Source organism: Aeromonas sp. EERV15 (assembly GCF_900079845.1).
In the GTDB taxonomy this organism is placed as follows: domain Bacteria; phylum Pseudomonadota; class Gammaproteobacteria; order Enterobacterales; family Aeromonadaceae; genus Aeromonas; species Aeromonas sobria.
The window spans coordinates 1-13,704 of sequence record NZ_FKKY02000002.1 but is presented as its reverse complement, the minus strand read 5'-3'; the positions used below and the strand labels follow the sequence as shown (position 1 = coordinate 13,704).

Below are 13,704 nucleotides of genomic sequence, written 5' to 3'. Positions count from 1 at the left end.
GAGAGTTCATCATTGGCCGCTCCCCTTGAGCGCCGGATTGATCCGCGCCGGCAGCCAGAGCGCCAGCAGATAGATAACGAGCGGCAGCAGCAGTTGCAGCAGACCGTATAGCCCCGCCAGCCGCCGATTGAGTCCGCTGCCGATGGCCACCGCTTCCGTGGTGATGGTGACCACTCTGCCAGCCCCAAACAGCAGGGTCGGCAGGTATTGGGCCAAACTCACCGCCGCCCCGACGCCGAAGGCAAACAGCAGCGGGCGCGCCAGCAGCGGCGCTTTCACTTGCCACCAGGCTCGCCATGGCGTTGCCCCCAGCAGCAGGGCGCTCTGGGTGATCCGTGGATCGAACTGGCGATAGGGGCCGTGCAGGCAGAGATAGACATAGGGAAAGACAAACAGCAGCTGGCTCCAGAGCACCCAGCCCCAACCAATGCCGCTGCTTATCGAGTCATGTGCAAGCCAGTCCAGCCCGAGCCGGATACCAAACAGCAGGCTCGCTTGCGGCAGCAACAGCGGCAGGCAGATAAGCCAGAGCGGCCAGGGGCGGCGCCCGGCTTGCGCCTCCAGACTGCACACCGCCATCATCAGTGCCAACAAGCCGCTCACCAGGGCCAGCAGTGCGCTGGTTGCCAGCAGTGGCAGCAGGGTTGGCAGCAGATCCAGCCAGTAGTGACTGCTCCACTGGCTGGGCCAGAGGGCGGGAAAGGGCCAGCGGCGCGCCAGTGACCAGAGCAGCAGGGCCGCCAGCACCGCCAGATTGAGGGTGATCAGGGTTAAGGCAAAGCCTGCTGCGAGGCGGTTGGCAAGGGGATGGGACGCCGCCCGTTTGCCATCGAGCCAGCGGCCTTTGCCCAGCTCTTGATGAAGCCACTCCAGTAATCTGAGCAGGGCGATGAGCAGCGCCGTGATGGCGAGCAGCAGCAGGGCGCCGCTGGCGGTGGCACCGCGCCAGAGCAGATCCGGGTCCTGATACCAGAGCCACAAGCGCACCGCCAGCGGGGCGGGCGCATCGGGCCCGAGCAGCTGGGCTAGATCCACCACCGCGACTCCGTAGGCCGCCACCGCATAGATGGGCAGGCGCAGGGCAGGCCACAGCGCTGGCAGCAGCAGGCGCCACCAGATCTGGGGGGCGCTGAAACCGAGGCTCGCCCCCAGCCACTGCTGGCGTGCCAGCAGGATGGGTTGCTGCGCGGCCATCGCCATCAGCAGCAAAAAGGGGGTCTCCTTGAAAACGAGCAGTGCAATCAGCCCGAGCCCCCAAGGATCCCGAATGGTCTGCCAATCGGGGGGCAGTTCAAGCCCGGTCAGAGCTGGCGAGACGAGCCGCAGCAGCCAGCCGGAGGGGGCGAGCAGAAAGGCAAAACCGATGGCAAAGGCGACGTGGGGCATGGCCAGCATGGGCGAGAGCAGACGGTGGAGCAGCCCGAAAGCCCGACTGTCGCTGTGGGCCAGCAGCAGGGCGGTCAACAGCAGACTACCGAGGGTCGAGGCGGCGCCAATCCACAGGCTCAGCGCTGCTGAGTGCCAAAGACCGGGTTGGGCTAGCAGCAAGGCGAGATGAGAGGCGGTCATCCCCTCCGCCAGCAGTTGCCATAGCCCTGCCAGCAGAGGGATGACGAAGAGCGCCAGATAAATGACCGCCATCCCCGTACTCATACTGGGGTGGCGTGTCAACCGACGCCACGGTCGGGAGCAGGAATGCGGGTGACCAGCAGCACTCATCAGTGACCGTAACGCTCGGCCCAGGCCGCTTCCAGCTTGAGCTGCCAGCTGGGGTGAGGCTCGGCCACCGCTTTGAAGCGCAGTGCCGGTTGCCCTTTGGCGGAGTCAGGCAGCGCATCGGCCCGTAGCACGCTGGGATCACCCCAGAAGGCCGGATTGGCTTTACGTGCCTGCGCCGCTGGGCTCAGCAGGAAGTTGGCCACCACCTTGGCCCCCGCACGGGCGTTGGCGTTGAAGGGGATGGCGAGAAAATGGCTGTTGGTGAGCGCGCCTTTCTCCATGGCGACCGCAGCCACGCTGGGGGGCAGGGCGCCAATCTGGGCGGCACTTTGCGCCTCCTGCGGGTTGAAGCTGATGGCCATCGCCAGTTCGCCATCATCAAGCAGCTGGCGGGTTTCGGCGGCGCTGGTGGGGAACAGCTTGCCCTTGCGCCAGAGTGCCGGGTGCAGCTCATCGAGCCAGGCCCAGAGCGGGGCGGTGAGCTTGGTAAAGTCGCTTTCGGTCGCCTCCCGATAGAGGGGGGCGGGGTTTGGCGTCAACTCCAGCAGGATCTGCTTGAGAAAACTGGAGCCATGAAACTGGGGCGGCTTGGGATAGGTGAAGCGGCCGGGATGGGCCTTGGCCCATGCAAGCAGGGCCGCTGCCGAGGTGGGCAGGCTGGTGACCTCTTCGGTATCGACCATCAGATTGAGCTGGCCGATGCCCCAGGGGGCTTCCAGCCCTTCCACCGGCAGGGTGAAGTCCTCACTCACCGGCAGGCTGCTGTCTACCAGCACCATGTTGGGCAGCTCCTGAGTAAAGGGTGCGCCAAGCAGCCCTTGCTCCTTGAGCGCCTTGAAGTTCTCGCCGTTGACCCAGAGCAGATCGATGGGGCCGCCCGCTTGCTTGCCCGCCTGTTTGTTGGCCAGCAGCTGGCTGACGCTCTGGGCGATGTCATCCACCTTCACTTGCACCAGCTTGACCTGATAGTCGCGCGCCAGCTCCTGCCCGGCCCATACCAGATAGGCGTTGATCTCCGGGCTGCCGCCCCAGGCGTTGAAGTAGACGGTCTCTCCTTTCGCCTCCTTAAGGGTCTGTTGCCAGTTGCCGTTTGGGGTGGCCGCCAGCAGGGGGCCGCTGGCCAGCAGTGGCAGGGCGCACAGCAGGGCGTTTAGCCGCTGCTTGAGTTGAGAGTTCAGGCGTGAGCTGATCTGTGAGAATGGCTTGAGCATGAAAGTTTCTCTGGTTGTCAGGCGCCACGGCGCCAGCGGTGATAACGGGCCAGCAACGCCAGTACCCGGGTGGGCTGGTGGGCCCGTTTCCATTCACCCGCCACGTATTTGTTCCCCTCCATCAGGGTGGGATAGGCGTGAATGGTGCCGAGGATCTTGCCAAGGCCGAGGCGGTGACGCATGGCGAGCACGAACTCGGCGATCCGTTCACCGGCGTGAGTGCCCACTATGGTGGCGCCAAGGATAGTATCCTTGCCCGGCACGGTCAGCACCTCGACAAAACCGTGGCGCTCCCCATCGGCGATGGCGCGATCCAGCTCGGCCAGCTCGAAGCGGGTCGCCTCGAAGGGAATCCCCTGCGCCTCGGCCTCCTGGCGATTGAGCCCGACCCGGGCAATCTCTGGCATGGTGTAGGTGGCCGCCGGAATGACCCGATAGTCGGCCCGAAAGCGCTTGAACTGGCCAAACAGGGCATTGACCGCCGCATACCAGGCCTGATGGGCGGCGAAGTGGGTGAACTGGTAAGGGCCCGCTACGTCTCCTACCGCCAGTATGCTGGGGAAGTTGGTGGCAAGGAAGCCATCGACCGCTATGGTGCCGCGGGGGGCAAGCTCGACCCCCAACGCTTCGAGCCCGAAGCCGCTTACATTGGCGGTCCGACCCAGTGCCAGCAGCAGTTGATCACCTTCCACCACTTGTGTCTCATCGCCTCGGCGCAGTTGCAGCCGGATGGGGAGATCCCCCTCGGCTGCGGGCAGATAGTCGGCTCGTTCGGCGCGCCAGCCGGTGAGTAGCTGCACGCCATCGCGGCTCATCTGCCCGGCCAGCGCATCGGCGACCTCTCTCTCTTCGCGGGGCAGCAGTTGCTCCGAGAGTTCCACCAAGGTCACGGGAATGCCGAGCAGGGCGAAGCTCTGGGCCAGCTCGCAGCCGATGGGGCCGCCGCCCAGCACCAGCAGGCGGCGCGGCGGGGTGCGCAGCTGCCAGAGGCTATCCGAGGTGAGGTAAGGCACCTGATCCAGCCCCGGCAGCTTGGGCACCAGCGGCCGGGCGCCGGTGGCGATGACGATATGGCGGCTGGCAAGGCGCTGGCCGTTAACCTCCACCTCCCAGGGAGAGATCAGCCGCGCCTCTCCTTCGATGCACTCCACTCCAAGCCCCTGATAGCGCTTGATGGAGTCGTGGGGCTCGACCTCCTTGATAACCTCAGCCACCCGCTCCATCACGGCGGCAAAATCGGCGCGGGAGTGGCTTGGGCTAAAGCCCAGCTCGTCGGCTTTACGCTGCTCTGCGGCAAAGCGGGCGCTTCGGATCAGCGCCTTGGAGGGGACGCAGCCGCTGTTGAGGCAATCGCCCCCCATCTTGTGTTTCTCGATGAGCGCCACCTTGGCCTTCACCGCCGCCGCGATATAGCTGGTGACCAGCCCACCTGCACCGGCACCTATCACCAGCAGGTTGTAGTCATAGCGAGCGGGCTTGCGGTAGGGGGTGAGCAGGCGCTGCTGCGCAAGGTGTGCGGTCAATTTTTTGACCAGCCAGGGCATCAGCCCCAGCAGGGTCAACGCCACCATCAGGCCGGGGGAGAGGATATTGCCGGTGCTGGTCAACTGGCCAAGCTCGCTGCCCGCCAGTACGTAGACGAAGGTGCCGGGCAGCATGCCAAGCTGGCTCACCCAGTAGTAGGTGCTGACTCTGATGGGGGTGAGCCCCATCAGCAGATTGACCAGAAAGAAGGGGAAGATGGGGATGAGGCGCAGGCTCAGCAGATAGAAGGCCCCCTCCTTCGCCATGCCGGACTGAAAGGTGGCCAGCTTGTCGCCAAAGCGGGCGGTGACCCAGTCGCGCAGCAGAAAGCGGGCGCTGAGAAAAGCCAGGGTCGCGCCTATGGTGCTGGCGAAGGAGACAAGCAGCAATCCCCAGGCGACGCCGAACACTGCGCTGCCACCCAGGGTGAGCAAGCTGGCGCCGGGCAGGGAGAGAGCGGTGCTCAGCACATAGATAAGCACGAACAGCAGGCTGGCCGAGACAAAGTGGCTGTCAACCCATTGCGCCACTGCCGCCTGCTGGGCCTGCAAGGCCTCCAGACTGAGGTAACGGCCAAGATCGAGGGCAAAAAAGGCGCCGATAAGGCCCCCCATCACCAGTGCAAGCAGCAGGCGTGTCCGGTTCATCAGGCGTCCTTGCTGTCAGGCTTGGCAGGGCGTTCCGGCTGCACCGGCAGCTGACAGAAGCCCTGCGGCGCGATATCGAGGGCGGCGTTGAACTTGGCCGACATGTTCTGAAAGGCGATAAGACCGGTCAGTTCCACCATGGCGTCGTCATCGAACCAGGGTTTGAGGCGGGCCGCCTGCTCATCGCTCACCCCATCGAGGCCAGTCATCGCTTCGGTGTAGTCGAGCACCGCTTTTTCCCGCTCGTCAAACAAGGGGCTTTCGCGCCAGTTGGCCAGCGCCTCCACCTTCTCGCTGGAACCGGCTCTCTTTACCAGGGTCATGGCGTTGATGTCGACGCAAAAACGACACCAGTTGAGCTGGGAGACCCGCACCGTCACCAGCGAGCGCAGCACGGGATCGATGGGGGAGCGCTTGCGGTTGATGACCCCGTAGAGGGTGGCGACGGCGGCAAAGAGGCGCGGCGAGCGGCCCCAGCATTTGCCCGGAATAAGCACCTGACCATAGTTGCGCTTTTGCAGCCAGAAAAAGGGGCGGATGAACCAGGCATATTCCCGGTCGGGTTTGACCTCAACGCGCATCAGTTACCTTCTTGTTGTTTCACACTTACGGTTTCAAATTGGGTTTGTAGGCCTGACCGAGGCGCTCGTTCAGGCGGGTCAGGAAATCCTCGATCCGCGCCCGGTTGGTGCTCAGATCGCTTTGCCCCTGACGGGAGGCTGATCGCATATCGATGCGGGTCTCTTTGGGGCCAGCAAAGACCCGCAGCGCCACATCATCCTGAAAGCCGAACCAGCCGGTGGTAACCACCGCATCCAGACCGTCGGGGCTGGGTCGTACCTGCCAGCCCAGCTCCTGCATCAGTTCGTTGGCTTCAATCACCACTTCGGCAGGAGAGGCCCTGGTAAAGAGAGGACCGGGTTTTGCCTCAACTGCTTTCAGCGGTGCGCTATTTATTGGCAGATCCTGCGCCGTTCTGAGCTCTGCCGCCCAGCGCAGTTGGGGGGGATTGTAGGGATCTGTGCTCACATCGTTGATCAGCGGCATGCGCAGCGCCTGTGCCACAAAGGTCAGCGGTAGCAGCAGTGGCAAGGCGCCAAGGCCGCTGGCATAGCGGTTACGGCTCCAGGGCAGACGCACCAGCAAGATCAGGGAGACAAGGGCTCCGATGAGACAGATCGCAAAACCGATCCACCAGGGCCAGAGATGAAAGCGGCTGCCGAGGGCGCCAGCGAGCGGGAGTAACCAGGCCAGTATGGGCCACAAGCAAGAACGGGGCATAGCACGGGATCCATCGTCGAATGTGGACAATGCCGAGAAGGATAAACTTAATTACCTGATAACGTTAGTAAATTGATGAGAGTTTGGCGTGGTTTTGGTCAGTTTTGCGAGGGGGATGCAGAGGGAGGTGAAGCCCGCCTGACGGGAGCTTCACCGAGAGAATGGTCAGTTGCGATGACTTAGTTGCGATAGAGCACTTTGATCAGATGGAAGCCGAACTTGGTGCGCACCGGCCCCAGTACCTTGAGCAGCTCGCCCTTGAATACCGCATCGTCAAAGGGCTTGACCATATCCCCTTTATTGAACTCCCCCAGATCGCCGCTGCGTTTTGCAGAAGCGCAGGTGGAAAAGCGCTTGGCCATCTGGCCGAAGTCGGCTCCCTTCTCGATCTTCTCCTTGATCTCCAGACACTGTTTTTCGGTCTTGACCAGAATGTGCTGGGCACAGGCTTTTTTCATCGGGGCGCTCCTGGGAGTGATGGCGAAGGTTGTTAACGCCAAGGGTGGTAGCAAATCGGGGCGCAAGAGTACCCCAATTTGCCACCGGCGTCAGCCATCACAGCCCGCCATTTACTGGCGCACGCCAGCCCTGTTACTGGCGAGCACGGGTGGCCAGCACGGCGCGGGGACGCGCTTGCCAGATGATCTCCAACCCGAGCAGGGCGTAGAGGCTCCAGATGGCCAGCGGATTGAGCCACTCTCCTCCCAGTTGCAGGGTCATCAGGGCGCAACCTGCCAGCAGCAAGGTGATACCCGGCAGCCGCCAGTGGACGGGCAGGGGGGCCAGCAGCGCCATCGCCAGCAGAATGCCGAGGCCAAACGGCAGGTTCAGGGCGGTAAAGGCCAGCGCCTGCTGACCACTCATGCCGGTTAGCAGGGCCAGCAGGGCGCTGCAACAGGCGAGAAAGGTGATGAACTCGAGACGATCGGCAATATAGTCAGCCATCTGTTCGCTACGTGCATGCATGATGTGTCTCCTTCAGTTGATGGTTCAAGTGTGAGGGAGGGACGTCTGCAAAGGCAGCGGGATAATTCGATTGCGCTGAACGAGCAATTCTTAATCACCCGCTACGGCGGGCTTTAGGGTGTGCCGGGCCTGTTAAACGGTGATGGTGGGGTGATGCCGACAAACTCTGTCGTGGTGGGTTTCTGGTGGTAAAGAGAGGGGGAGAGGTGACAAATGGTGTCTGACGACGAAGTGAACCTTGTTCAGGGCAGGTCAATTCGCTTCCATCGGGAAAGTGGGCGTCGTCATTGTCACCAAAATGTATGATTTGTGGTCAACCTCTTAAAAGATATGGCGAATTTGCCAATGGCGCCGCGCTGTCGCTGGCCGATGCCTATGTTAGGATAAGGTTCGCCATTTTTCTGGCGCGCATTTTTGTGTCACGGCCATGCACGGCATGGAGTGCTGCGCCGCATTCGGGGTTGGCCCGAAAGGGCGCTGGTTTCCTTCACCACAGATTCAGGAATATTGACCTTTGACAGGATGCATTTCATCCCTGCTGGCAGGGAGTTTACTGTCCGGCCCTGCGTTTCGCCGCGGCCTGCGGGTACTGGGGGTGGGCCTGTTGCTGTCGCTGCTGGCTTCGCCCGCGTTTGCCGCCAAGCTCACCTATCAGGTCAAGGGGTTGAAAGGGGAGAACAAGGATAACGTTGAAGCCTACCTCAATGCCCTGCCGGTCTATCAGGAGCGGCAATACCGCCCGGCTCGAGCCAAAATCACCGAGAGCGTGCAAAAGGCGCTGCAGGTTTATGGCTACTACCAGCCGAAAATCACCCTGAGTCGCGACAAGAAGACTCCGTCCAAAGTGGTGATTGAGGTAGACAAGGGGGAGCCGGTCATCGTCTCCCGCCTCGATATTCTGCTGGAGGGGGATGCGGGCAGCGACGAGCTCTACAGCGCCCTGCTGGACAAGTTGCCCCTCAAAGAGGGGGGGCCTCTCAATCACGCGAAATATGAATCCATCAAGGCGGATCTGGGCAGCCTCGGGCTGGCCCGCGGTTACTTTGATGCCAAGCTGAGCAAGAGTCAGGTCAAGGTGTTCCCGGACAAGGGGACGGCAGAGATATTCATTCTGTTCGAATCGGGCCATCGTTACCGTTTTGGCGAGATCCGCTACGATGCTACCCCCGAAGCGCTTCACCTTATTCGCCCGCTTATCAACATCAAGAGCGGCGACCCCTATCTCGCCATCCGTCTGGCCGAGATGTCGCAGGATGTCTCCTCCACCAAGCTGTTCCGTCAGGTCGATATCAAGCCGGTATTGAGCGAGGCGAGCAACTATCGGGTGCCCATCGCGGTGACGCTGGATAACCGGGTCGATCACGAAATCGAGACCGGTATCGGTTATGCCACCGACGTAGGGCCGCGGATGAGTGCCACCTGGGAGAAGCCCTGGGTCAACCGCTACGGTCACCGCCTGTTTGCCACCGCCAAGGTGTCGGCGCCGGAGGCCGAGCTCAGCTTCGACTACCAGATCCCGGTGGGTAACCCGCTGCGCGACTACTACTCCATCCAGACCGGCTACCAGTACAAGGACAACAACGATACCCGCTCCGATCTCACCACTATCGGTGTGCACCGCTGGACGCGACGGCCGGAGAGCTGGGATCGGGACGTCTTTATTCGGCTGGAGAACGAGATCTATACCCAGGGCGCCGACGAGGGGAACAGCTTGCTGCTGATCCCCGGGGTCTCCTGGTCCCGACTGCGGGTGCGCGGCACCCTTGTGCCCGACTGGGGGGATCGCCAGCAGATGACGCTGGAGTTCTCAGACCCCAGATGGGGCTCCGACATCAGCTTTATGCGGGTGTGGGGGCGCAGCAAGTGGTTGCGAACTCTTGGCGATAACCACAGATTCCTGATGCGGGCCGAGCAGGGGGCCATCATAGGTGACAGCTTCTCGCTGGTGCCGCCGTCCTTGCGTTTCTTTACCGGTGGCGATCAGACGGTGCGCGGCTTTGATTACGAGACCATCTCTCCCACTGGGCCGGATGGCAAGCTGACCGGTGGCCGCTACACCAGCGTGGCCAGTCTGGAATACAACTATCGCTTCAGCGAGAAGTGGCTGGGGGCCATGTTTGTGGATGGCGGTACCTCCACCACCGATTACAGCGAGCCTTGGAAAATAGGTACCGGCGTCGGTGTGCGCTGGGTCACCCCCATCGGTCAGGTCAGGCTGGATCTGGCGGTCGGGGTATCGGAGGAGGACAAGCCCTTGCGGCTGCATTTCGCATTGGGGCCTGAATTATGATGTTGTCTAAACGCTTTTTTCTTTGGCCGCTGCGGCTGTATCTTGCGCGGGGGTCTGCATTGTGATCTGGCTAAAACGCATTTTTCTCTGGCTGATGGGGCTGGTGTTCCTGCTGCTCATCGGCGTCAGCCTGCTGGGCTTCACCCATCAGGGCAACAAGTGGTTGTGGCAACAGGCCAAGGGGGCGCTGCCTTCCCTCAAGGGGGAGCTGGTGGCGGGTCAGCTTGGCTATGGCTGGACTCTGGAAGGGGTCGGCTGGCAGGATGAGCTGGTGGATGTCACGGTGGATCGCGCCGTGCTCGACTGGGATCTGGGCAAGTTGCTGCAGGGCAAGCTTTGGATCAAATCCCTGGCGGTGACCCATCCGGTGGTCAAGGTAGCCGACTCCGAGCCGGTACCGGAAGCGCCCTCCGAACCCTTTGTCTGGCGCCCGTTGCCGCTCAAAATTCAGGTCGACAGCCTCAAGGTGGCCGATCTCGATCTGGCAGTGCCCGGTGTGGCCGTGACACTGGGGTCGCTCGATATCGGCGCCACCCTCAACCGCAAGGGGCTGATTGTACGCGGCCCGGTGCTCGATAACCTCAAGGTGACGCTGGACGACGCGGCCCCCGCCTCCAAGCAGCCAGCCACAGCGAACGTCAATCCCGTTAACGAGAAGACTGTTAACGGGAAGACCGCGAACGAGAAACAAGCCGGGGCTGCGGTGGCTCGCACCGACAAGGCCAGCGCCGAGACCGCCAAACAGGGTAAAGGGGCACCAACTGCAAAGGCAGCCCCCATTCTCCTGCCCGCCATTCACCTTCCTTTCCCCATCCAGCTGGAAGGGGTTAGCGCGACCCGGGTGCAATACCAGCAGGGCGAGCTGATCGAAGGGCTCGACAAGTTGCTGCTCTCTGCCACTGCTGCAGACGATCGCATCGAGGTGCGTGAGCTCTCGCTGCGTCACGCCATGGCCGATCTGGCGCTTAAGGGCCATATCCAGCTCAGTGATGACTACCCGCTGGCGGTGACGCTGGATGCCAAGGCCCGCAAGGGGCTGCTGGATGGTGAGCTGCAAGGGCAGCAGTCCAAGCTGACGCTGAGCGGTTCGGTCGGCAAGCTGGGGCTGGCGTTGTCGGCCAAGGGACCGGTCGCCGCCAATCTCAAGGGCTCTCTGGCCTCGCTCGACCCGGATCTGCCTTTTGATTTGGCCCTCGACTGGAAGAGCCTAGGCTGGCCATTGCATAAGCCTGCCAAAGATGAGCCGAGTTATCGGCTGGATAAAGGGAGCCTGACCGCCAAGGGCAAGCTCTCCGGCTACCAGTTTGCCCTCAATACCTCCGGCAAGGGGACCGATGTGCCTCCTTTCAAGCTTGCGCTGGACGGCAAGGGGGATCTGGAGCGGCTCAGCAAGATCGCCTTGCAGCTCAACGCCCTCAAGGGGGAGCTGAAGCTCGATGGCAAGCTGGCCTGGAACAAGGGGATCGAGTGGCAGGGGACCACCCTGTTCAAGGGGATCAATCCGGCCGAGCTGGTGCCTGAGCTGAAAGGGACGCTGGCCGGCGAGCTGGAGAGCCGTTTCGTGATGAACGAGGCGGGCCACTGGGAGCTGAAACTGCCCAAGCTCAAGGTGGATGGCAAGCTCAATCAGTACCCGCTGGCCCTAAAAGGGGAGCTCAGCGGCAACGACAAGATGGAGTGGCAGATCCCGGCGCTTTCGCTGCAAAGTGGCCCCAACCAACTGCAGGCCAAGGGCAGTATCAGCAGCGCCCAGTGGAAGCTTGATGCCAACCTGCAGGCTCCCCAGCTGGGGGGCATCTATCCCGGCCTGAAAGGGGATATCAAAGGGCAGGTGAAGGTGAGCGGCAATCAGCAGACGCCAAAAATCGATGCAGATTTGGCCTCCGACCGGCTCTACTATGCCGGTACTGACCTGAAGGGAATTAGCCTCAAGGGCAATGCCGCGATCGGTGCCAAACCGGCCGGTGAGCTCTCGCTGTTGGTGGCGCAGCTGAAACAGGGTGAGACCAAGCTTAGTCAGCTGGCCCTGAACCTCAGCGGCGATATCAGTCAGCATCTGTTGACCCTGACCATGAAGGGGGACCCGCTGGCGGCCAACCTCAAGCTGGGTGGCGGCGTGCGCGGGGATCACTGGCGCGGGGCGCTCTCCGAGTTGCAGCTGAAAACCCCGCTGCGGCGTTGGGACTTGAGCTCCCCCTGGGCGCTGGATCTCGATCTGCCGCGTCAGCGGCTGGCGATGGGGGATCTCTGCCTCGGCTCCCAAGGTGCCAGCCTCTGCGTCAAGGGGAGTCAGGTCTCCGCTGCGCAAGGCACCCTGGAGTTTGCCCTGAGCGAATTTGATCTCAAGCGGCTGCGCCCCTGGTTGCCGGACAACTTCCGTTGGCAGGCGATGCTCTCGGCCGACGGCCGTGCCAGCTGGCACGGCAATCAGCCGACCTTGCATGCGGTGGTGCGCACCACGCCGGGCACCTTTGTCGCCGATGGCCTCAAGACTGACTATCAGCAGCTGGCTCTGGCCCTGGATTTCGAGCGGCAGCAGGCAGCAATTCGCCTCGATTTTGCCTCCAAGCAGATCGGCAATATCGATACCGACCTGCTGATCAAGGAGCCTGCCGGTCGCGGTCTGCTCGGCGGTCAGCTCAAGTTTGACGATCTCAAGCTCAATACCTTCGCGCCACTGATCCCTGAGGTGCGCTCCTTGCAAGGGATCATCTCCGCCGATGCCCGTTTCGACGGCACTCTGGCGGCCCCCCTGCTGTTTGGTCAGCTCAACCTGCGTGACGGTGAAGTGCAGACCCACTCCGACATGGTGACCCTGACCAAGCTGGTGACCCGCCTCAAGATCGAGGGCAACCGTGCCGAGCTTGATGGCTCCATGCTGGTGGGAAAGGGACCGCTGGCGTTGGGCGGCTGGCTCAGCTGGGCCAAGATGCCGGTCAGCGGCAGCCTCACCATTCAGGGCAAGGATCTGGAAGCGCAATATCCGGGCATGGGTCGGGTCAGAGTCTCTCCCGATATCGCCGTGTCGCTCGGTGAGGAGACCCGCATTACCGGTCAGGTGGATATTCCCTGGGCGCGCATTCTGGTCAAGAGCCTGCCGGATTCGGCGGTGGCGGTCTCTGACGATGTGACTGTGGTCTATGACGATCTGCCTCCCGCGCCCCAGCAGGCCAGTTTACCGCTGGCGATGAAGGTGGCGATCCGGTTGGGCAGTGATGTGAAGATCGATGCCATGGGGCTGAAGACCGATGTCTCCGGCGGGATCAATCTTCGGCAGGATCCTGAGAAGCCACTGGCAGGCAATGGCCAGCTGGTGCTGACCAATGGTCGCTTCAAAGCCTACGGTCAGAACCTCATCATCAAGGAGGGGCGGATCCTCTTCTCCGGTCCGCTGGATCGGCCGTTCCTCAACATCGAGGCTAACCGTGACCCTGCCACCATCGAGGGTCAGGTAACGGTCGGGGTGCGGGTGACCGGCCCTGCCAGCAAGCCGGAGATCAATGTCTACTCAGAGCCGCAGATGGCGCAGTCGGAACAGCTCTCCTATTTGCTGCGTGGCAAAGGGTTGCAGACCGGCGGTGAGGATGGCGGTTTCAACGGCCTGCTGGTGGCCGGTGCGGTGAGTCAGGCCAACGGCGTGGTGTCGAGCATTGGCGAGTCGCTGGGGATGAGCGATGTTTCCCTCGATACCGCGGGCAGTGGTGACAACACTCAAGTGACCCTGTCGGCCTATCTGCTGCCGGGCTTGCAGTTCCAGTACGGGGTCGGGGTATTCAGCCCTATCGCCGAATTCAAACTGCGCTACGAGGTATTGCCACGGCTCTATCTGCAGGCGATGAGCGGGGTAGCCCAGGCGGTCGATATCTTCTATCGCTTTACCCTGTAACGCTTCGCCCTGTAACAGGGCAGAGATGAGAGTAAACGGGAGGCGCATGCCTCTAATGCCGATCAGTTAAGGATCCATTGACCGATCCTTCTGATGTGTGAAAATCCGAAACCTGTTGATTGGTTTCGGATTTTTTATGCGTATCGCTCAAGCTCTCGACTTCCTCCACGCCAGCAAGGC

9 protein-coding genes are annotated in these 13,704 nt (G+C 62.2%); 2 read left to right on the top strand and 7 right to left on the bottom strand.

The genetic code is table 11. The features are described 5' to 3' along the window. Positions 1 to 9 precede the first annotated feature (9 nt). The 7 genes from BN4575_RS01870 to BN4575_RS01840 all read right to left on the bottom strand — a co-directional run bounded on the left by BN4575_RS01870 (position 10) and on the right by BN4575_RS01840 (position 7,348). Positions 10 to 1,641 (bottom strand): ABC transporter permease, encoded by a 1,632-nt coding sequence (locus BN4575_RS01870; RefSeq protein ID WP_141689697.1) that lies wholly within the window; start codon positions 1,639 to 1,641, stop codon positions 10 to 12. Positions 1,642 to 1,718: 77 nt separating this feature from the next. Beyond that, the gene (locus BN4575_RS01865; RefSeq protein WP_068976910.1) at positions 1,719 to 2,930 is read right to left on the bottom strand and encodes an ABC transporter substrate-binding protein; all 1,212 of its coding nucleotides are present in this window, start codon (positions 2,928 to 2,930) and stop codon (positions 1,719 to 1,721) included. Positions 2,931 to 2,947: 17 nt separating this feature from the next. Continuing rightward, entirely contained in the window at positions 2,948 to 5,101 is a 2,154-nt protein-coding gene (locus tag BN4575_RS01860; protein WP_068976909.1) for an FAD-dependent oxidoreductase, read from the bottom strand. After that, positions 5,101 to 5,682, bottom strand: coding sequence for a carboxymuconolactone decarboxylase family protein (locus BN4575_RS01855; RefSeq protein WP_068976908.1), 582 nt, complete (start codon positions 5,680 to 5,682; stop codon positions 5,101 to 5,103). Before BN4575_RS01855 ends, BN4575_RS01860 begins: the two co-directional genes overlap by 1 nt. Before the next feature lie 25 nt (positions 5,683 to 5,707). Then, entirely contained in the window at positions 5,708 to 6,382 is a 675-nt protein-coding gene (locus BN4575_RS01850) for a DUF1499 domain-containing protein (RefSeq protein WP_068976907.1), read from the bottom strand. 179 nt (positions 6,383 to 6,561) lie between these two features. After that, positions 6,562 to 6,840, bottom strand: a complete 279-nt coding sequence (locus BN4575_RS01845; protein WP_005334269.1) for a peptidylprolyl isomerase — start codon at positions 6,838 to 6,840, stop codon at positions 6,562 to 6,564. 133 nt (positions 6,841 to 6,973) lie between these two features. Further along, positions 6,974 to 7,348 carry a hypothetical protein gene (locus BN4575_RS01840; RefSeq protein WP_043818464.1) on the bottom strand — a complete coding sequence of 125 codons (375 nt, stop codon included), beginning with the start codon at positions 7,346 to 7,348 and terminating at the stop codon, positions 6,974 to 6,976. Between the two features lie 514 nt (positions 7,349 to 7,862). Here BN4575_RS01840 and BN4575_RS01835 point away from each other — a divergent pair. Further along, positions 7,863 to 9,638 (top strand): autotransporter assembly complex protein TamA, encoded by a 1,776-nt coding sequence (locus BN4575_RS01835; protein WP_068976906.1) that lies wholly within the window; start codon positions 7,863 to 7,865, stop codon positions 9,636 to 9,638. Positions 9,639 to 9,699: 61 nt separating this feature from the next. Then, the gene (locus BN4575_RS01830; RefSeq protein ID WP_068976905.1) at positions 9,700 to 13,524 is read left to right on the top strand and encodes an autotransporter assembly complex protein TamB; all 3,825 of its coding nucleotides are present in this window, start codon (positions 9,700 to 9,702) and stop codon (positions 13,522 to 13,524) included. Positions 13,525 to 13,704: the final 180 nt, after the last annotated feature.